An 18,510-nucleotide genomic window follows, 5' to 3' on the forward strand; every position below is an offset into this window, starting at 1 on the left:
GAGCCATGCTCGGCAAGGGCGTTACCGGTAAAGCCCCAGCCGAGCATGGCTCGGCTCTACCGGTGGAGCTGGAGTTGCCCCTCCCATAAAAAAAAGCGCGGATCACTTGATCCGCGCTTGAGACGACGAGGGAGAGAGGGACCCGCCGACTCTTTACTCAATAATTCAGGTTCTGCTGCCAGTAAGTTTCAATCTGGCGCACCAACGGATCGGGCAGCGGCACGTAGTCCAGCTGACGGGCCTGGGCATCGCCATTGGCATAGATCCAACGGAAATACTCGACCGTTGCCTTGGCACCTTCGGCGCTCTTGGGCTGCTTGCGCATCAGGATGAAATTGGTGGCGGTGATCGGCCATGCCTGCTCGCCCGGGGCGTTGGTCATCACCAGGTAGAAGTCACGGGCGTTGGCCCAGTCAGCGCTGGCAGCGGCAGCCGAGAAGCTCTCGTCACGCGGCTGCACGAAGTTGCCGGCGGCATTCTTCATGCGCGAGAAGGTCAGGCGGTTCTGCAGTGCGTAGGAGAACTCGACGTAGCCGATGGCGCCCTTGATCTGCTTGACGTAAGCGGCCACGCCTTCGTTGCCCTTGCCGCCGATGCCAGCCGGCCACTGCACGCTGGTGCCTTCACCGACGCTGTTCTTCCAGTCCGCATTGACCTTGGACAGGTAGTTGACGAAGTTGAAGGTGGTGCCTGAACCATCGGAGCGGTGCACGACGGTGATCTTGGTGTCAGGCAGGGTCAGGCCGGCATTCAATGCGACGATGGCCGGATCATTCCACTTGGTGATCTTGCCCAGGAAGATGTTGGCCAGGGTCGGGCCGTCCAGCTTCATCGCGCCCGGCTCGACGCCGGCGACGTTGAGCACCGGCACCACACCGCCGATCACCGACGGGAACTGCACCAGGCCAGCCGAGGCCAGCTCTTCGGGCTTGAGCGGGGCATCGGACGAGCCGAAGTCCACCGTATTGGCCTTGATCTGCGCGATACCGCCGCCGGAGCCTATCGACTGGTAGTTCACGCGCTTGTTGGTGGCGGCGTTGTAATCGGCCGACCACTTGGACATGACCGGGTAGATGAAGGACGCGCCGGCGCCAGTGACATCGGCAGCATTGGCGGCGAACACGGACGACGCTGCAAGGATGGCAACAGCGGCGCGCGATTTGATGGCGTGGATCACGAATGGCTCCTGGGAGTTGATGTGCGGTGGTTTCCGCCCCGGTGCCTATTTCATAACCATTTGATGACAGCTCAGCGTCTGTCATATGACGCACAAATGACAGTGAATCCTGTCCTCAGAACGTGGCCTCTACATCGCTGGGCAGTGGGTAAGTACGGCCCTTTGGCAGCAGCTTGAAGCTGCGCACGGGCATGTCCCGGCGCGCTTCAATGCAGTTGCCATCGGCACCTTCGTAGCTGACGGTTGAACTGCTGCGTTCACGGATTGTCAGCGTTGCCCAGCCTTGCGCCGGGGCCGGGCCAACTTCCAGCGTCCGCTTTGTTTCATTGAATTCACCGGCACAGCGGGTATCCCATTCGCCGCCACTGCGGGAGACGACGATCTGCCCGGTAATGGCTTCCAGGCTGGTGCCGTTGAATACCAGCAGCTGCAGGCGGGTATCGCTGAAAGGATTGGGCTGTGAAGAGTTGCTGCGTGAGCTGCGTATGCCGAATGCGCGCACGTTTGGCGAGAGGTTGTAGCGCGCGGTATCCAGACCGACGCTGTCGACGTGGATGGCATCGCTGCTCATCACGTCAGGCAGGCGGCGGCCTGCACGTGGGCGCAGCGTGGTGCTGTCGACAACCAACACGTCCAGGTCGCCCGCCTGGGAGTCGCCATTGGGGCCCTCCGGACCCAGAAACGGCACCGCTATCAAGGTCAACGAAGTATCCGCTGGCCATACCCTGCAAGCGCTGCGCTCTGCGTCGATGTGCCAGCCAGGGCGGTCGGGCAGGGCTGCCGCATCCCGCTGTTGGTACGCCTGGGTGATGCGTGCAGCAGCGCCATCGCCACAGTCCTGGGCGAAGCTGGTGAAGGGCAGGGAGAGCAGCAGTGCAAGCAGGCAGGTGCGCATGGATCCATCCGGTTGGAGCGCCCCCGGAGCAGGTTGTGGGAGCTGCATAAGCTGCGAAGCTTACATAGCTTCAGGCAACGGGGGCGTATCGGAGGGGCAGGTGCGCCCGTTGTTGTAGGAGCGGCGTGAGCCGCGAAGCTGATAGATCTTCAGATTGCGGCAGCTGTTTGCGCGCAGACGTTGCTTGCTTCGCGGCTCACGCCGCTCCCACAAAAGCACGCACCAGCAGGTACTCAGTGGTTGTGGGAGCGGCGTAAGCCGCGAAGTTCGTGCATTTTCAGTTGGCGGAAATCAGTCTCACGGCTGGACCACCAGCATCGCGGCTTACGCCGCTCCTGCAAAATCACAATCGCTGCAACGACGAACGCCCCTTGCGGGGCGTTCATGGTGTTGCAGGCAGCCGAGATTTACCAGAAGAACTGCAGGCGGGCTTCCAGGATGTCCGGCTTGTCGCTGACGAACTTCTTGCTGGCCGAGGCGTACTTGTTGCTGTCGACCATCACGTAGTTCAGTGATGCCTTGAAGTTGGAGCGCCAGTACCAGTTGGCACCCACGGTCCAGATGTCCATCTTGCCGCCGAGCACGCCATCCACCAGCGGGGTGCCACCGACCACCGCCGGTGCCTTCAGGCCGCCGTCGTTGAGGTCGATGTGATCGAAGCGTGCGCCCAGCTGCCACATGCCGCGGCCCGGCTCGTCCGGCAGGCCCAGGCTCGGGGTGCCGCCCTTGTAGCCCCAGGTCTCGCCGGTGACGTTCCACACGCCGCTGATGTAGTAGCCGTCGGTGCTGTAGTTGTCGTGGGCGTAGCGCTTGGCCTTGGAGCTGTAGTACTCGCCCTGGGCCTTGAACGGGCCGCGCACGTACATGGCTTCGGCGCCGATGGTGCTCAGGCGGTCGGTGTCCTTCAGGTCGCCGCTGTCGACCAGGCGCACGGTGGCGAGGTCGGCGTTCGGGCGCGCGCGCAGGCGCAGCAGGTCGGCGTCGGTGTCGTAATCGACGTAGCTCAGGCCCAGGTGCAGGATGTTGCCCTTCTCGTTGATCGGGGCGAAGGTGCCGCGCACGCCGTAGCCGCTGCCATGGGCCAGGTCGCGGGTCAGCTCGCGGCCGAAGGCCGAAGCGGTGACTGACCAGTTGGCATCGCCGACGCCGTAGCCCACGCCGAGGCGGCGGGCAACTGCGTAGGTGTTGGTGACGGTGGCCTTGGAAATGAAGTCGTTGTTCTTGGTGCTGGACAGTTCTTCCAGGCTGTTGGGCTGCTTGTACTGGCCGGCCTGCAGGAAGTGGTTGCTGTTGCCGCCCAGCTTGTACTTGACGTTGGTGTCCAGGAACTTGTCGGCCTTGGCGTCGTAGCCAACCACCCACTCGATGTTGCCCGGGCCCTTGCCCTTCAACACCAGCTCGGCGCGACGCAGTTCGAACTCGCTGTCCTTGCCGTTCTTGGCGACGCCGTTCAGATCCGCCTTGTCATTGCTGAACCAGTTGCCGTCAGCCTGCACCAGGCCTTCGAAGGTGATTTCGGAACCGCCAATAACGTCGATGGCGACTTCAGCGTTTGCAGCCGGCGCGAACAGTGCAGCAGCCACGGCCGCAGTGAGGAGTTGGCGATGCAGTTTCATTGGGTGGGTAGCCTTGCAGGCGGTTGGAGGTTGCTGCGAAGGCTAGGGCGTAAAGATTGCGTAAATGTGACAGTCCGGCGACCAGCTTTGGCCCCGAAGCACAAGAGCCTGCGTATTTGGCCTATGGGCTGTTACGGGAAAGTGTCGTGCAGATGTCATCCGCCGGCGCTTATTCAGCGTCGGCGGTCTTGTCCTTGAACTGGCACAGGTCGCGGATCACGCACTGCGGGCAATCCGGCTTGCGTGCCTTGCAGACGTAACGTCCGTGCAGGATCAGCCAGTGGTGTGCGTCCTGCAGGAACTCGGCCGGGATCACCTTCATCAAGCCATCCTCGACCGCGCGTACGTCCTTGCCGGGGGCCAGCCCAGTGCGGTTGGCGACGCGGAAGATATGCGTGTCCACCGCCATGGTCGGCTGGCCGAAGGCGGTGTTGAGCACCACGTTGGCGGTCTTGCGGCCGACCCCGGGCAAGGCTTCCAGTGCGGCGCGTTCGGCCGGCACCTCGCCGCCGTATTTGTCGACCAGGATCGCGCAGGCGGCAATCACGTTCTTGGCCTTGGCGTTGAACAGGCCGATGGTGGCGATGTACGGCTTCAGCCCTTCCTCGCCCAAGGCAAGGATGGCCTGGGCGGTATTGGCCACCGGGAACAGCTTGCGGGTGGCCTTGTTGACGCCCACATCGGTGGCCTGTGCCGACAAGGTCACCGCGACCAGCAGCTCGAACGGCGAGCTGTATTCCAGCTCGGTGGTCGGGTGTGGGTTGAGCTCGCGCAGGCGGGTGAACATCTCCAGCACCTGTGCAGCGTTCATGCGCTTGCTGCCACGGCTTGCCGTTGCCTTGCGTGGCGCAGCTTGAGTGGTGGCAACCTGCTTGCTGGCGATGGGCTTGGCGCCGGTCCTTTTTGCGATCACTTTTTTGCCGACAGCCTTCTTGGCCGTCGCCTTTTTCACGTGTAATGAGTTCATGCGCTCGGGTTTCCTGCCGCGCGTGCCTTTGCCCGGGCCAGAATGGCTGCCGCAGCCGAGGGCAGGGCGGGTTTGCTGTCGGCAGCTGGTGGTGGTGCGCGGCGGGCCTGGCGCTCGGCCGCGCGCCGTTCCAGGCGGGCGGCACGTGCGCGGTAACGCTCGCGTGCGGCCCACGCCGTGCGCAGTTGCTGCTGGGCCAGCTGCAGCTGCTGTGGCAGCTGCGGATAGGCCGGATCCAGCAGTGCATCGCCAGGCTGTGGCAGGTAGTCCATCAGCCCGGCGCGCAGCGCCGCATCCAGGTCATCGTCCAGCACGAATTGCAGCAGCTGGCGGGGCGGGGTGCTTGCGGTAACCATGGACTACTCAGTGATTCTTGAATTCCGGCTTGCGGCGTTCCAGGAAGGCGCTGGTGCCTTCACGCATGTCCTGGGTGGAGAACACCAGGCCGAACTGCGCGCTTTCGTATTCCAGCCCTTCCTCGATGCCGCATTCGCCGCCGACATTGATCGCATCCAGAATGCCGCGCAGGGCCAACGGTGCGGCGTTGGCCAGTTGCTCGGCCAGCTGGGTGGTCTGGGCTTCCAGCTCGGCAGCGGCAACCACGCGGTTGACCAGGCCCAGCTGCAACGCACGCTCGGCGCTGATCGGCGCGCCCAGCAGGCACAATTCCAGCGCAGCGGCGCGGCCGCCCAGGCGCAGCAGGCGCTGGGTGCCGCCAAAGCCCGGCACCAGGCCCAGGTTGATCTCCGGCTGGCCCAGCTTGGCGCTGTCGACGGCGATGCGCAGGTGGCAGGCCATGGCCAGCTCCATGCCGCCGCCCAGCGCAAAACCATTGATCATGGCGATCACCGGCTTGTTCAGGCGCTCGATACGGCGCATCAGGCGCTGACCGACCAACGAGAAGTCGCGGCCCTGAACCGGGGTCAAGGTATTCATTTCGGAGATATCCGCGCCTGCCACGAAGGCTTTACTGCCGGCGCCTGTCAGAATCACGACTCTTACGTCTGCGGCCTGGGCTGCCTCGGCAAAGGCTGCATCCAGCGTTTCCAAGGTCTGGCGGTTGAGCGCATTGAGCTTTTCCGGGCGCTGCACCGTGATGGTGCGGATGCCTGCGTGGGTGCTGATTGAAACCGGTGCATCGGACATACGGGCGGAACCTCAAACGTTAAAAAAAAGTGAGGAATTGAACTCTTTTAACCGACGCTGGTCATAGAACGCGTCGTCAGTGGCGGACAGCCTTTGTGACGGCTATCCTAACCCGTCGCCTCTAGCGGCATGTTTGCCCTGAGACACCTTTCCTGGAGAACTGTTTGATGAAGTTGCGTTCTATCGCGGTCGCCGTGGCCGCCCTGGCCGTCACCGGCACTGCTTTCGCCCAGGACATCGCGTCCGAGAAGGGCAAGCTGAGCTATTACTTCGGCTATGACTACGGCAACAACCTGGCCGAGCTCACTGGCCGTGGCGAACAGCTGGATATCGCTTCGGTGGTAAAGGGCCTGCAGGACGCCTATGCCAAGAAGCAGCCGGCCATCACCGCCGATCAGCTGAAGCCGGCCGTGGAAGCGTTCCAGCGTCGTGAGCAGGGTCGTGCCCAGGCTGCCAAGGCCGAGTACGACAAGGCCGCCGCTGAAAACAAGACCCGCAGTGACCAGTTCATTGCCGCCAACAAGGCCAAGGCCGGCGTGCAGACCCTGGCCAGCGGCGTGCAGTACCGTGTGATCGAAGCCGGTGCCGGTGCCAAGCCGACCCAGGCCAGCACGGTTGCGCTGGAAGTTGCCGGTCCGTTCCCGTACGGCCAGCGCCCGACCGAAGCTCGCCCGGCCCAGTCGATCCCGTCGATCAAGCTGAGCGAAGTCGAGATGGCGGCCATGCGCGAAACCCTGCTGCAGATGCCGGCCGGCGCCAAGTGGGAAGTCACCCTGCCGCCGGAAAAGGCCTACGGTGCCGACCCGCGCACCCCGTTCCCGCCGAACGTGGCTGTGCAGTTCGAAATCAAGCTGGTCAGCGTCAAGTAACAGCGCGTCAGTGATGCAATCAAAAGCGCCGGTGGCAACACCGGCGCTTTCTTTTTGCCCGCAACCGCATGTAGTGCCGAGCCATGCTCGGCAGAAGCTTTACCGGTAACGCCCAGCCGAGCATGGCTCGGTTGCTTGCGGGCACGCCCAGCGCGGCACCGAAATCACCTGTAGTGCCGAGCCAGCTCGGCAGAGGCATTATCGGTAACGCCCCGCCGAGCTGGCTCGGCTCTACAGGCGTTGCTTGCAGGCACGCCCAGCGCGGCGCCTCATCGCCTTTGCAACACGTTTGATTCCCGCCTGTGTATGGCACTCCCAGGCAGACCTGCCCGCTGCGATGGATACGTCGCTGCCGCTTACGCTCACGATCCATTCGTGCTGCATGCGGGCATCGGCCATTCTCTCCGCCTACGCGTCTCGTACCCTTGCACTCCGCATTTATCGGTGCGAGCGAGATCAGCATGATTTGGCTGCGCCCGCATGCCAAAAACAACCCGGCGATCTACCAATAAATGTCAATTTTCCGACGAGGCCCATGCCTATGATCTGTGCGGCACGTCGCAGGTTGTCGGTCGCTATGCAATCAACTGCATGTGTATCAACGAGGTCGCTCAACAGGTAATCCCGTAACACCCAACCAAGGTGATTGGCGGTCAGCAGTCGGGGCTGCGCGAACAGGAACGGTGGTCTTCATACCGTCAGACGTTGGGGTTTCGGTTTCCCGGTCGCGGCCATGCTTACCGCGTTCCATTGAAGGGGTGACGAAATGCAACGAGATCGTAATGAGCTTGTTCGTTGGTTGGGTGCCGTGGCTATCGCGTTAGGCACGGCGGCCAGCAACGGTGCGTCTGCGCAGTCTGCGACAGAGCCCGTGCCGGACTATGCCGCGCTGATAGGCGTGCCGATGTCTGCAACCGAGGTTGTGCGTTCGCGTGCGAAAGCGAGCGATGCGCAGGACGTGCGGCGCAGGATAGCTGCCGCGGGCCTGCATCGCAGCGCGGCGGATCGTGCCGCGTCGGAGGGCTTGAATCGTGCTCTGGCACGGATGCCCGACACGGCTGAGCAGGCATTGCGTCAAGCGGCAGCTGGCAGCAGCGGGACAGGGGTCGTGTTGACGTCGCGTCAGGAAATCGAACCGATGTATGCGGTGCCACTCAAGGGCGGCGGCATGAATGCCTCGCACGGCACCAACGACCACAGCACGCGCTGACCGGAGAAAAAAATGAAGATCAAGTCACTTGCGGTATGCACCGCAGCGGTGCTGTGCGCGGCCATTTCGTCGGCGCATGGGCAGGCCAGGATAACCTTGGTCAATCTCGACAAACCCGGCATTGGTTTGAACGACCCGACGCCGGTAACGCCAGTTGGGGGGAACCCCGGAAAAACCCTGGGACAGCAGCGGATGATTTCCTATCAATTCGCGATGGACCTGTGGGGCGCGTTGTTGCGCAGCTCGGCTGAGATCAAGGTGGAGGCGTCGTTTGCTCCGCTGACATGCACGGAGGGTAGGATCGTACTCGGCCAAGCCGGTGCCATTGCCAGGATCAAGGCCAGCGAGGTTGCTCAGGGCGGCGCTGCTGACTTCGAATACCCGGTTGCATTGGCAAATGCATTGGCCAGTCGCGATCTGGATCCGCAAAGAAACGACATTCTGACCAACTTCAGTTCTGCGATCGATACGCCGTCCTGCCAGGAGCTGGGTGCAAGCGGCTGGTACTACGGACTGGCCGGCAACAAACCGCACAACATCGAAGATCGTGCCAACTTCCTCAACGTGATCATGCATGAGATAGGCCATGGTCTGGGTGCGTCGGGCAATTCTGGCTTCTTTTTCAATACGCCGATCCGCTGGAGCAAGGGGCCGTGGGATGGCATGGCGTGGTCGAATCTGCATGCGATGAATTACAACGATTTCGATGTTGTTGATGCGCGCATGGGTGTTGCACTGATCACCCCTGGCGAAACGGTATGGAGGGGCGGTGCGACCAATCGCATGGCCGCACTGTTTGCGGATCACCGGCAGTTGCTGCGCATAACCTCTCCCGCTGCAGCGGACCACGACTACATCCCAGCGGCGTTTGGCGGCGAGGATCTGTCGCCGCTGAAGGGCGAAATCGTGTTGTTGAAAGATGCCGTGGCTGACGGTGCGGTAGACATGCACACCGGCTGCAATGGCCTGGAGGGGCAGCCGCTCATCGCCAACGCAGCAGCACTACAGGGCAAGGTTGTGCTTATCGACCGAGGGGTGTGCGAGTTCTCAGCGAAGGCATTGAACGCGCAGAATCTCGGTGCGTTGGCGGTGATTCTGGCGAACAATGTGCCAGGAGCTACGCTCAACGCGGGCGGCGGTACGATGGGCCACAAGGTGACGATTCCTGTTGTAACGGTCACCCAGGAAGTCGGCAGCATGCTGCGTGGTGATGCGCCGGTGGTCACGGCTGGGCTTGTTGAAGACCCGAAACGATTCTATGGCCTGGATTCCGGTGGCAGCATGCGCCTGTTTACGCCCAATCCCTATCAGTCTGGGTCCTCGTTCTCGCACGTTGACTCCGACATGACCCCGAACTTCCTGATGGAGCCGGCGGAAACCAAGACCTTGCGTGCGGACGTGATGATAGATGTGGCGCTGGAAATGTTCGAGGAAATGGGCTGGCCGACCAATCGCAACGGCACCGCCAAGCTGGGCAACTGCGACACCTCGATACCGGTTTACCGTGATTCGTTCATTCCCGGCGCCAACCTGATAGCGCAGAGCAATCTCTGCAGGTCTTCGGCTGCGGGAAACCGTAGCCAGCAGTTGCGCTGCATGAATGACCACATCAGTTCATTGCATGCACAGTCCTTGATCACCTCGCTGGAGGTGGCAAAAGCCCGCCAGTGCGCCGCCAAACTGTAGCCGCGTTGGCAAGCTGCGGCGCGGTCGCTGATGCAATGGCTGTTGGATGCGGAAGTGGAGCGACGAGGGCTGATGCTCTGCCTGCACCAAAACGGGTAGGTCTGCCCATCATGTAGTCAGTGAAGTAGATAAAACCAGAGCCGGCGCCGCGAGGCGCCGGCTCTTTTCTGAAGCGTTACGGCGAAGCTACCTTGGCCGCGCAGGTGCGGATGCCGGCTTGTTCCACCGTGCTGATCATGCTGGCCGCTTTCAGCGAGGCAGCGGTGTCATTCATGCAGCGCAGGTAGAGCGCCCGGTTGCCGTTGGCGGTGGTACGGCACAGGCGGTCCTGCGCCTGCACGTTGGCGCCTGCGATCAAGCCCGGGTTCTTGAACAACTTCACGCCCGTATCGCAACTGCCGATGCGCGCCGTGCCTGCGTTCAAGCTCCAGCCTTCATCGACAAACGCTGCCAGGGTCAGGTCAACCATGCGTCCTGCATCGGTGTTGGGGCTGTTGGCCGGCTCCATCAACGCATCGGGTACCAGCACACTTTCAAAGTGCGAGAAGGTTGAGCCGCCCGCCACGATGGCCGGTGCGTACAGCAACGGTCGTCCGCTGGAGTCGGCACCGGCGAACTGACCGGCCACCTGGCCCAGTGCGGCGGTCAGTGGTGTGCCTGCCTGCGCTGCTGCCTTGATCAGGTTGGCATCGCCCAGGTTGACGCTCAGGGTCGGGATGGTGGCATTGACGCTGGCATCTTCGGCCATGCCCGGTGCGGTACCCGGGTCGCCGGAGCTGGCCACGTTGCCGATGATGGCTGCAACCGCGCCTGCCGCCTGTGCGTTGGCTGCCTTGATCTCGAACGCGCAGCTGCCACGATTGACGTAAGCGACCTTGCCGCTGAGGCTGCCCGCAGGCAGGGTTTCACAGGCGTCGGCGGTGTCGGCGCCGGTGCCGTCGTTGGCAACCACAACCGGGCCGGCGAAGTTGGCCGGGGTAGCCGGTGGGCCGAACGAAGCGGTGCCGAAGAACTGCGTCCTCACGCTGCTGCCGTTGACCGACAGCACGACCGCCGGGTCGAGCCACTGGGGGGTCTGTGCGCGGGTGGTTGCGCCATTCCACGCAGGTGCGCCGCGGGTCTTGATTGCGGTGGCGCGCAACGCGTTGGTCATGCTGGCTTCGGTGAAGCGTTTGCCGGACAGGTTGTCGAACGCGTTCTCGGTATAGACGTCCGAGTAGCCGTAGTACTGCGGAATGCCAACGCGTTCGCCCAGGCGGCCGGTGGTGTAGCCGACAAAGCCGGAGAAGCCCAGGCCGTGGCCGATCTCATGCATCACCACATCCAGGAAGCTGATGAGGTTTTCCGGGGCGTTGCCATCCAGGCCGTAATACCAGCCAGAGCCGGTCATGCACGGCGTACCGTCCGGGTTGCTGCCGCCCAGGTTGGCGTTGAAGCGGCTGGTGATGTCGGTGCCGGCGGCACTGATGGTGATGCGGCTGCCGTTGAGTGCGTTGGCCAATGGGGCGTGATAGATCATGCCCAGCTCAGCGCCTGCGGGCGGCGTGGTTGCGATCCAGGAGGCGCCGGCTGAGCCGAGGGTGCCGCCGGTAGCGGTGCAGGTCAGGTCCTGGAAGCTGGCGCCGACGAAGGTTTCCACGTCGCTCTGCAGTACCGCGCCCCACAGATCGGCGGCGAACTGGTAGACGATGCGGCGTTGCTCGCCGACGCTCTTGCCGGGGTTGCCGCCTTCGGGGGCACGTACGGTGGGATCGTTGAGGCCGATGCCGGCCGGATCCTGGTTGATCGGGGTGATGATGGCGGCGTTGGCCGTGGCGCCGAACAGGGTGCTGCCGATGACGGCGGAAAGCAGCAGCGTCTTCATTCGGACACCTCCTGGCGCCCATGCGAGAGCGGGGCGCCGTTCTCCAGCATCTGCACCTCACCGTTGGCGTCGCGCTCAACGCTCAGCGAGTTCAACGCCGACAGCGGCAAGTCGGCGGTGCTCATGCCGTTGCTGTGCGCGCGGATGGTCTTGGCAGCGTCGGTGCCGGTCTGCGGAATGCGTGCCCAGGCAGCATTGGTGCCTGCGGCGCTGCGGCCTGCCGAGGGCATGGCATTGGCCTTGTCGGAAAGTGCGCGGATTTCGGTATCGGTCAGCTTGCGCAACTTGCCGGTCTTGGCATCGATGCCGGCGACCATGCCGCTTTCGGTAGGGGTACTCGGGTTGCCGTCCGTTGGCGGCTCATGGGCCTGTACTGAAAGGCTGGCCGAAAGTGCCAGCGCCGATAACAACAAGGAGGGTTTTGCCATTCTCATTTCCGGGCTCCGCTACAGAGTGAAAAGCGATAAGGCTCCATCCGCATGCAGGCCAGACTCGTATCGAACAGTCACGCTGATCGAACGCGCGTCCAGCGCATTGGATGATTCGTGTTCCCCCTGTCGTCTTGGAGTGTGCCCTTAGATGAACCCACGCTCAACCATAAATTGATGGTTGTCACAAAAACCATGCATCCGGCCGACGGGCGGCTGAGCTGAATCGGCAGGGCCGAAAGGTTGCGGCATTGCCATCGTGTTAATGCAATTCCAAGCGAATCAATGCCCGGGAACTGGTCCGCAGGGTTCGGCTCGCGCTACGCTAGCGTGATGTCTGAATTGATGGATGCACCTGCTCGTGTCATCTCCAGCCCCTGTATCGGCATCTGCGCGCTTGATGAACAGGGCCACTGCCGTGGCTGCTGGCGCAGTGGCGCCGAGATTGGCGGGTGGTTGCGCATGAGCGAGGACGAACGCCGCCGCTTGATGGCGCAGGAGTTGCCAAGGCGTTCGCGCCAGGCGGTGGCCTTCGCCGAACAGCTGGCCGGGCGCGAGCGCCTGCAACGGGCGTTGATGCCGCTGACCCAAACACCGGCCGGGCAGGGCTGGAACCGCTCTGAACTGGAAGATCTGCTGCCACCGGGGCCGCCGGTGGAAGCGGCGGTGTTGGCGGGGCTGGTGCCGCGCCCGCAGGGCACCCAGGTGATCCTGACCCGGCGTACCGAGGCGCTGCGCAATCACGGCGGCCAGGTGGGGTTTCCGGGCGGGCGCATCGAAAAGCTGGACCGCAATCCGCTGGCTGCGGCACTGCGCGAAAGTGACGAGGAAATTGCATTGCAGCGCAGCCAGGTGTTGGCGCTGGGCTATCTGGACCCGTTCATCACCATTACCGGGTTCCGGGTGACGCCGGTGGTAGCGGTGGTCGACCCGGCCTTCATCGCCCGGCCCGAACCCGGCGAGGTCGCCGAAGTGTTCGAAGTGCCGTTGGACTACCTGATGGACCCGGCCAACCTGCGCCAGGTGGAAATCGAACACGGCGGGCGTATCCGTCATGTCATGGAATACAGCTGGCCCGGTCAGCGCATCTGGGGCGCCACAGCGGCCATCCTTTACAACCTTCGCCGTCGATTGGAGCAGGTGACATGAGCCGGAACGGAACTTCCTGGAGCACGCTGGTCGATGTGGCCGAACTGGCTGAGGCCCTGGCGCAGCAGCCGATGCGCCTGGTCGATGCCCGCGCTGTCGCCAGCACCGCGTTGCGGGTGGTTGATGCCCGGTTTTCACTGACCGATACACAGGCCGGCGCCGCCCAGTACGCAGCCGGGCATATTCCCGGCGCGATCCACGCCGATCTGGAAAAAGACCTGTCGGACATGGGCAAGCAGGGCCATGGCCGGCATCCCTTGCCGGACAGCGAGGCTTTTGCCGCCACGTTGGGGCGTTGGGGTATCGGTGCCGACACCCAGGTGGTGGTGTACGACGCGGCCGACGGCAGCATGGCCGCTGCGCGGCTATGGTGGCTGCTGGGCCTGATCGGCCATCGCAAGGTGGCGGTGCTTGATGGTGGCCTGGCGGCGTGGCAGGCGGCCGGCCATGCGCTGGAGGCGGGCCCGGTCGCGGTCACCCCCTTGCCGCCCTATCCGGGCCAGTTCGACATGCGCCAGGTGGTCAGTGCCGATGAGGTGCAATCACGTCTGGCGCAGACCCCGGCCTGGTTGCTGGATGCACGGGCCGGCGAGCGTTACCGTGGCGAAGTCGAACCGCTGGACCGGGTGGCAGGGCATGTACCCGGCGCGATCAACCGCCCGTTCGGCACCAGCCTGCAGGCTGGCCGTTTTCGTCCGGCGCAGGAGCTGCGTGCGGAGTTGCTGCCGTTGTTGGGCGGGCAGGCACCGGAACAGATGGCGGTGATGTGCGGCTCGGGGGTGACGGCCTGTCATCTGCTGCTGGGGTTTGCGCATGCCGGTTTGCCCGGGCTGCGGGTGTTCAGTGACTCGTGGAGTGGCTGGTCCAGCGATGCAGGCAGGCCGGTTGCCAAGGGTTGAGTTGTAACGGCATCGCGCATTGGGCGCGATGCAGATGCGTGGGTGCTTCGGGGGAAGCGTGGGCTTATACAAATTGCTCGGCGTAGCGCTGTTGGCGGCGGTTCTTGGGGCATGTGATGCGCCAGGCAGCGGTGTGTCCGCGGTTGACCAGCGGCAGTATCTGCGTGACGTCGAGCAGTGGCGGACGCAACGGCTGGCAAGCCTGCGCGCGCCCGAAGGCTGGCTCAGCTACACCGGCTCGGGCCGGCTCAAGACCGGTGCCTACCGGGTGGGCAGTGCGGCCAGCAATGACATCGTATTGCCCAGCGGCCCCGCCGAACTGGGCTTCCTGCAGGTGAGCAACGACGGCCAGGTCAGCATCGACGCCAACACCCGCGCGGATGCGCGGATGAACGGGCAGCCGCTGCAGCGGGCGGTGCTGGTGCCCGGCGTTGCCCACGTCAACGAAGCCAGCCGCGTGCAGGTGGGCCAGTCCGAGTTCTACCTGGTGCGTACCGGCAGCATTCTCGGCTGGCGCTACCGCGACCCGCAGTCACCGCGGCGGCTGGCCTTCAGCGGCATCGAGCACTTTCCGGTGGATCCGAAATGGAATGTGCGCGCGCGCTGGAATCCCTTCCCCAAACCCAAGCAGGCGGTGCTGCTGACGTCGATAGGCACGCCGCTGCCGGCGCTGGTGCCGGGGGAGGCGGTGTTCGAGGTTGGCGGGCGCAGCTATCACCTGCAGCCGGTGCTGAATGAAGCCGCGCCAGAGGCGCAGCGACTGTTCTTCCTGCTGTCCGACCGCACCAGCGGCCGCGAAACCTATGGTGGCGCGCGCTATCTGTACGCGGCGCCGCCCAAGGATGGCGTGGTGCAACTGGATTTCAATCGCGCCGAAAACCCGCCCTGCGCGCTGACCCCGCATGTGGTCTGCCCGATAGCACCGACGATCAACCGGCTGGATCTGGCGGTGACAGCCGGCGAGAAGTTCCAGTACCTGGCGCAGTAACAAGGCTTACCCGGCCGGTTTGGCGGGCGGGTGCCGCCGCTGCATTCAGTCCGGCAGGCGTTGCAGGTCGATCGCGCGCAGGACCAGCTCCCAGGGGAACATCGGGCCCGGGTCCAGCTTGCGTTGCACGTTGCGGCCGGGGTCATCGCTGGCGGGTTCCAGCGCTGTATCCAGCTGCTCATGGCCGGCGATGTAGCGCAGCGAGGGCAGTGCCTGCGGCAGCCACTCCAGCAGGCGCACCAAGGCCGCGATCTGCGCCTCGGGGTAGGGCTCGCTCATCACCTGGTTGTTGGTATCGAACCAGTTGGGCCAGCGTCCACGGTTGACCAGTTCGATACCGATCGAACGCGGGTTGATGCCACGTACGTGATGGGCAACGCGGTCCAATGCGATGTACTGCTGGATGCTGCCATCGCGGTCGATGTAGTAGTGGCCGCTGTTGCCGCTGCCGTTGTCGTACAGGGCGCGCTCGCCGTACTCGCGGGCGGTGGCCAGGTCCGGCAGTTCGGTGCAGTGGATCACCACCAGATCGATATCGGTGGGCTTGCGCTGCGCCAACAGGCTTTCGTAGGGCAGCGGTTTGGCAATGATGGGGGGCGGCAGGTGCATGGGTGGATGCTAGCATTCACCCATGAGTTCCCCCATGACTTGCCGCCAGCCATGAGCCGCGGCCATTGCATTCTGTCGCACGGCTTCGAGAGCGGCCCGGACGCTACCAAGGTCACCGCGCTGGCCGATGTCGCGCAACGCCTGGGCTGGAGCCACGAGCGCCCGGATTACACCGACCTGGACGCCAGGCATGAGATCAGCCGGGTGGGCGACGTGCCGGCGCGGCTGCAGCGGCTGGTCGAGCGCGCGGCCGAGATGGCGGCGCGCGGCCCGTTGGTGCTGGCCGGTTCCAGCCTGGGCGCCTATATCTCGGCGATCACCTCGCTGCAGGTGCCGGTGGCGGGGCTGTTCCTGATGGTGCCGCCGACCACGATGGGGCCGATGCCGGCGCTGGACGCCGCTGCGGTGCCGATCAGCGTGGTCCACGCCTGGAATGACGAGTTGATCCCGGCCGCTGACGTCATCGCCTGGGCCGCCGAGCGCAAGGCGCGGCTGCTGCTGGTCAATGACGGCCACCGCCTGATGCGCCATGTGGACGCCTCCTGCCAGGCCTTCGAGGCCCTGCTGCGCGGTTTGTGAACGCGGCCGCAGCCTGAATCCGACGGCGCGGCGGGCAACTGCCTACAATAGCGGCCTTGGATGCCCCGGGGCCGGCCACCGTGCCTGCCCGCCTGGCTGGCCTGACTCCCTTTTCGAAAGTTGATATCTCCCGTGAATTTCTTTGTTTCCTGCGCCAAGGGCCTCGAATACCTGCTTGCCGACGAACTGCTGGCGATGGGCCTGCCGCGGGCGACCGCCACCATTTCCGGCGTCAATGCCGAAGGCGAGCTGCGCGATGCGCAGCGCGTGGTGCTGTGGTCGCGCCTGGCCAGCCGCGTGCTGTGGCCGCTGCAGGAATTTGAATGCCCGGACGAGAACTCGCTGTACCAGGGCGTGGCGGCAATGCCGTGGGACCAGCACATCACCCCCGAGCTGACCTTGTCGGTGGACGCGCATGTGTCCGGCACCGCCATCACCCATGCGCGTTTTGCCGCGCAGCGGGTCAAGGACGGCGTGGTCGACAGCCTGCGCGGGCAGGGCATGGAGCGGCCTTCGGTGAATGTTGAATTCCCGGACGTGCGCATCAACCTGTCGCTGCGCAAGGGCCGCGCCACGATCTCGATCGACCTGGGCGGTGGCCCGATGCATCGCCGTGGCTGGCGCATGGCGCAGAACGACGCGCCGCTGAAGGAAAACCTGGCCGCAGCGGTACTGCTGCGCGCCAACTGGCCGAAGATCCATGCCGAAGGTGGCGGTCTGCTCGACCCGATGTGCGGCAGCGGCACCTTGCTGATCGAAGGCGCCCTGATGGCCGCCGACGTGGCACCGGGCCTGCAGCGCCATGGCAGCATTCCACCGAGCCGCTGGCGCGGGTTTGACCAGGCGCAGTGGAAGGAATTGACGGCCGAAGCGCGTGAGCGCGAGCAGGTTGGCCGTGCTGCGCTCAAGCAGGTCATCCACGGCAGCGACATCGACCCGCAGGCAATCCGTGCGGCCAAGGAAAACGCCGAAGTCGCCGGCGTCAGCGAGGCCATCTGGTTCGGCGTGCGTGACGTTGCCGATGTGCAGGTGCCGCCGCAGGAAACCGGTTGCGTGGTCTGCAACCCGCCTTACGACGAACGCCTGGCGGCCGATACCGTGCTGTATCGCCGTATCGGTGATGCGCTCAAGCGTGCCGTGCCGACCTGGCGTGCAAGCCTGCTGTGCGGCAGTGCCGATCTGGCCTTCGCCACCGGCCTGCGTGCGGGCAAGAAGTACCAGATGTTCAACGGTGCCATCGAGTGCGCGCTGATCGTCTGCGACCCGATTGCGGTGCCTGAGCGCGAGAACGCCGGCCAGCCGCGCGAGCTCAGCGAAGGCGCGCAGATGGTGGCCAACCGCCTGCGCAAGAACCTGAAGAAATTCAAGAACTGGCTGAACCGCGAAGGCATCACCTGCTTCCGCGCCTATGACGCCGATCTGCCGGAATACGCGGCCGCCATCGATGTCTATCGCGAAGACGGTGGCAAGAACCGCACCTTCCTGCATGTGCAGGAATACGCGGCGCCGGCCACCATTCCGGATGTGGACGTACGTCGCCGTCGCAACGAGTTGTTGGCCGCTGCGCGCGAAGTGTTCCAGGTGCCAGCCGAGCAGGTTGCGCTGAAGTCGCGCGAACGCGGCAAGGGCGGCAGCAAGTACGGCCGCTTCGAGCAGCGTGGCGAGTTCATCCTGGTGCGCGAGAACGATGCGCTGCTGCGCGTCAATCTGTTCGATTACCTGGACACCGGCCTGTTCCTCGACCACCGCCCGTTGCGTACGCATATGGCGCAGGAATCGCGCGGCAAGCGTTTCCTCAACCTGTTCTGCTACACCGGCGTGGCCAGTGTGGAAGCGGCGGTTGCTGGCGCCTCGTCTACGACCAGCGTCGATCTGTCGGGTACCTATCTGCAGTGGTGCGCCGACAACCTTGCGCTCAACGGCAAGGGTGGCAGCCAGCACACGCTGGTACAGGCCGATGCGGTGACCTGGCTGGAAGCGGAGAAGAACCGTTACGACGTGATCTTCTGCGATCCGCCGACCTTCTCCAATTCGGCGCGCGCTGAAGACTTCGACATCCAGCGCGAGCATGTGCGCCTGCTGCGTGCCGCGATGGAGCGGCTGACCTCGGACGGCGTGTTGTACTTCTCCAACAACTTCCGCCGCTTCAAGCTGGAAGAGAATGCCATCGCCGAGTTCGCCAACTGCCGCGAAATTTCCGCGCAGACCATTGGCCCGGATTTCGAGCGCAACGCCCGCATCCACCGCGCCTGGGAACTGCGCCGGGTATAAGCCGACGCGACACCTGTAGTGCCGAGCCATGCTCGGCAGAGGCTTTCCCAGCAATGCTTCACCTGTAATGCCGAGCCATGCTCGGCAAGGGCTTTCTTAGGAATGCCTCCCTGTAGTGCCGAGCCATGCTCGGCAGAGGCTTTCCCAGTAATGCCCC

At 64.2% G+C, this 18,510-nt stretch carries 17 protein-coding genes; 8 read left to right on the plus strand and 9 right to left on the minus strand.

The genetic code is table 11. From position 1 onward, the window contains the following. Window positions 1-157: 157 nt before the first annotated feature. From pstS to ABE493_RS04635, 6 genes are all read right to left on the minus strand, one after another. The gene (gene pstS, locus ABE493_RS04610; protein ID WP_346497748.1) at window positions 158-1,177 is read right to left on the minus strand and encodes a phosphate ABC transporter substrate-binding protein PstS; all 1,020 of its coding nucleotides are present in this window, start codon (window positions 1,175-1,177) and stop codon (window positions 158-160) included. A gap of 115 nt (window positions 1,178-1,292) precedes the next feature. Beyond that, a complete protein-coding gene (locus tag ABE493_RS04615) occupies window positions 1,293-2,072 on the minus strand; it encodes a hypothetical protein (RefSeq protein ID WP_346497750.1) in 780 nt (259 codons plus the stop codon). 407 nt (window positions 2,073-2,479) lie between these two features. Then, complete coding sequence (locus ABE493_RS04620) at window positions 2,480-3,688, minus strand: OprO/OprP family phosphate-selective porin (RefSeq protein ID WP_346497752.1); 1,209 nt, start codon at window positions 3,686-3,688, stop codon at window positions 2,480-2,482. 169 nt (window positions 3,689-3,857) lie between these two features. Next, the gene (gene nth, locus ABE493_RS04625; RefSeq protein ID WP_346497905.1) at window positions 3,858-4,499 is read right to left on the minus strand and encodes an endonuclease III; all 642 of its coding nucleotides are present in this window, start codon (window positions 4,497-4,499) and stop codon (window positions 3,858-3,860) included. 152 nt (window positions 4,500-4,651) lie between these two features. Next, window positions 4,652-5,011 carry a hypothetical protein gene (locus ABE493_RS04630; protein WP_346497754.1) on the minus strand — a complete coding sequence of 120 codons (360 nt, stop codon included), beginning with the start codon at window positions 5,009-5,011 and terminating at the stop codon, window positions 4,652-4,654. Between the two features lie 7 nt (window positions 5,012-5,018). Beyond that, window positions 5,019-5,801 (minus strand): enoyl-CoA hydratase-related protein, encoded by a 783-nt coding sequence (locus ABE493_RS04635; protein ID WP_346497756.1) that lies wholly within the window; start codon window positions 5,799-5,801, stop codon window positions 5,019-5,021. Window positions 5,802-5,968: 167 nt separating this feature from the next. Between ABE493_RS04635 and ABE493_RS04640 the strand changes: the two genes are divergently transcribed. The 3 genes from ABE493_RS04640 to ABE493_RS04650 all read left to right on the plus strand — a co-directional run bounded on the left by ABE493_RS04640 (window position 5,969) and on the right by ABE493_RS04650 (window position 9,566). Continuing rightward, window positions 5,969-6,670, plus strand: a complete 702-nt coding sequence (locus ABE493_RS04640) for an FKBP-type peptidyl-prolyl cis-trans isomerase N-terminal domain-containing protein (protein ID WP_282270953.1) — start codon at window positions 5,969-5,971, stop codon at window positions 6,668-6,670. 766 nt (window positions 6,671-7,436) lie between these two features. Next, on the plus strand, window positions 7,437-7,880 hold the full coding sequence (locus ABE493_RS04645; RefSeq protein WP_346497759.1) for a hypothetical protein: 444 nt from the start codon (window positions 7,437-7,439) through the stop codon (window positions 7,878-7,880). A gap of 12 nt (window positions 7,881-7,892) precedes the next feature. After that, the gene (locus ABE493_RS04650; protein WP_346497761.1) at window positions 7,893-9,566 is read left to right on the plus strand and encodes a PA domain-containing protein; all 1,674 of its coding nucleotides are present in this window, start codon (window positions 7,893-7,895) and stop codon (window positions 9,564-9,566) included. A gap of 175 nt (window positions 9,567-9,741) precedes the next feature. On the opposite strand, the gene ABE493_RS04655 is transcribed toward ABE493_RS04650, so the two are convergent. Next, window positions 9,742-11,430, minus strand: a complete 1,689-nt coding sequence (locus ABE493_RS04655; RefSeq protein WP_346497763.1) for a PA domain-containing protein — start codon at window positions 11,428-11,430, stop codon at window positions 9,742-9,744. After that, entirely contained in the window at window positions 11,427-11,858 is a 432-nt protein-coding gene (locus ABE493_RS04660; RefSeq protein WP_346497765.1) for a post-PEP-CTERM-1 domain-containing protein, read from the minus strand. Before ABE493_RS04660 ends, ABE493_RS04655 begins: the two co-directional genes overlap by 4 nt. A 345-nt stretch (window positions 11,859-12,203) precedes the next feature. Between ABE493_RS04660 and ABE493_RS04665 the strand changes: the two genes are divergently transcribed. The 3 genes from ABE493_RS04665 (at window position 12,204) to ABE493_RS04675 (ending at window position 14,894) form a co-directional block, all read left to right on the plus strand. Continuing rightward, window positions 12,204-13,007 carry a CoA pyrophosphatase gene (locus ABE493_RS04665; RefSeq protein WP_430980717.1) on the plus strand — a complete coding sequence of 268 codons (804 nt, stop codon included), beginning with the start codon at window positions 12,204-12,206 and terminating at the stop codon, window positions 13,005-13,007. Next, on the plus strand, window positions 13,004-13,906 hold the full coding sequence (locus ABE493_RS04670) for a sulfurtransferase (RefSeq protein ID WP_346497769.1): 903 nt from the start codon (window positions 13,004-13,006) through the stop codon (window positions 13,904-13,906). Before ABE493_RS04665 ends, ABE493_RS04670 begins: the two co-directional genes overlap by 4 nt. Before the next feature lie 133 nt (window positions 13,907-14,039). After that, window positions 14,040-14,894, plus strand: coding sequence for a DUF1684 domain-containing protein (locus ABE493_RS04675; RefSeq protein WP_346497771.1), 855 nt, complete (start codon window positions 14,040-14,042; stop codon window positions 14,892-14,894). Window positions 14,895-14,939: 45 nt separating this feature from the next. Here ABE493_RS04675 and ABE493_RS04680 read toward each other — a convergent pair whose 3' ends face one another. Continuing rightward, window positions 14,940-15,503 carry an N-acetylmuramoyl-L-alanine amidase gene (locus ABE493_RS04680; RefSeq protein WP_346497773.1) on the minus strand — a complete coding sequence of 188 codons (564 nt, stop codon included), beginning with the start codon at window positions 15,501-15,503 and terminating at the stop codon, window positions 14,940-14,942. A gap of 51 nt (window positions 15,504-15,554) precedes the next feature. On the opposite strand from ABE493_RS04680, the gene ABE493_RS04685 reads away from it, so the two are divergent. After that, window positions 15,555-16,082, plus strand: a complete 528-nt coding sequence (locus tag ABE493_RS04685) for a hypothetical protein (RefSeq protein ID WP_346497776.1) — start codon at window positions 15,555-15,557, stop codon at window positions 16,080-16,082. Window positions 16,083-16,214: 132 nt separating this feature from the next. Further along, entirely contained in the window at window positions 16,215-18,353 is a 2,139-nt protein-coding gene (gene rlmKL / locus ABE493_RS04690; RefSeq protein WP_346497778.1) for a bifunctional 23S rRNA (guanine(2069)-N(7))-methyltransferase RlmK/23S rRNA (guanine(2445)-N(2))-methyltransferase RlmL, read from the plus strand. Window positions 18,354-18,510: the final 157 nt, after the last annotated feature.

The sequence above is a fragment of the Stenotrophomonas terrae genome (genome assembly GCF_039674165.1).
GTDB lineage: Bacteria > Pseudomonadota > Gammaproteobacteria > Xanthomonadales > Xanthomonadaceae > Stenotrophomonas > Stenotrophomonas terrae_A.

Bases quoted from the DNA above. Each gene is read 5' to 3' on its own strand.
- ABE493_RS04615 (WP_346497750.1), bottom strand. From the start codon at position 2,072: ATGCGCACCTGCCTGCTTGCACTGCTGCTCTCCCTGCCCTTCACCAGC.
- ABE493_RS04620 (WP_346497752.1), bottom strand. From the start codon at position 3,688: ATGAAACTGCATCGCCAACTCCTCACTGCGGCCGTGGCTGCTGCACTG.
- nth (WP_346497905.1), bottom strand. From the start codon at position 4,499: ATGAACGCTGCACAGGTGCTGGAGATGTTCACCCGCCTGCGCGAGCTC.
- ABE493_RS04630 (WP_346497754.1), bottom strand. From the start codon at position 5,011: ATGGTTACCGCAAGCACCCCGCCCCGCCAGCTGCTGCAATTCGTGCTG.
- ABE493_RS04635 (WP_346497756.1), bottom strand. From the start codon at position 5,801: ATGTCCGATGCACCGGTTTCAATCAGCACCCACGCAGGCATCCGCACC.
- ABE493_RS04640 (WP_282270953.1), top strand. From the start codon at position 5,969: ATGAAGTTGCGTTCTATCGCGGTCGCCGTGGCCGCCCTGGCCGTCACC.
- ABE493_RS04645 (WP_346497759.1), top strand. From the start codon at position 7,437: ATGCAACGAGATCGTAATGAGCTTGTTCGTTGGTTGGGTGCCGTGGCT.
- ABE493_RS04650 (WP_346497761.1), top strand. From the start codon at position 7,893: ATGAAGATCAAGTCACTTGCGGTATGCACCGCAGCGGTGCTGTGCGCG.
- ABE493_RS04655 (WP_346497763.1), bottom strand. From the start codon at position 11,430: ATGAAGACGCTGCTGCTTTCCGCCGTCATCGGCAGCACCCTGTTCGGC.
- ABE493_RS04660 (WP_346497765.1), bottom strand. From the start codon at position 11,858: ATGGCAAAACCCTCCTTGTTGTTATCGGCGCTGGCACTTTCGGCCAGC.
- ABE493_RS04665 (WP_430980717.1), top strand. From the start codon at position 12,204: ATGGATGCACCTGCTCGTGTCATCTCCAGCCCCTGTATCGGCATCTGC.
- ABE493_RS04670 (WP_346497769.1), top strand. From the start codon at position 13,004: ATGAGCCGGAACGGAACTTCCTGGAGCACGCTGGTCGATGTGGCCGAA.
- ABE493_RS04680 (WP_346497773.1), bottom strand. From the start codon at position 15,503: ATGCACCTGCCGCCCCCCATCATTGCCAAACCGCTGCCCTACGAAAGC.
- ABE493_RS04685 (WP_346497776.1), top strand. From the start codon at position 15,555: ATGAGCCGCGGCCATTGCATTCTGTCGCACGGCTTCGAGAGCGGCCCG.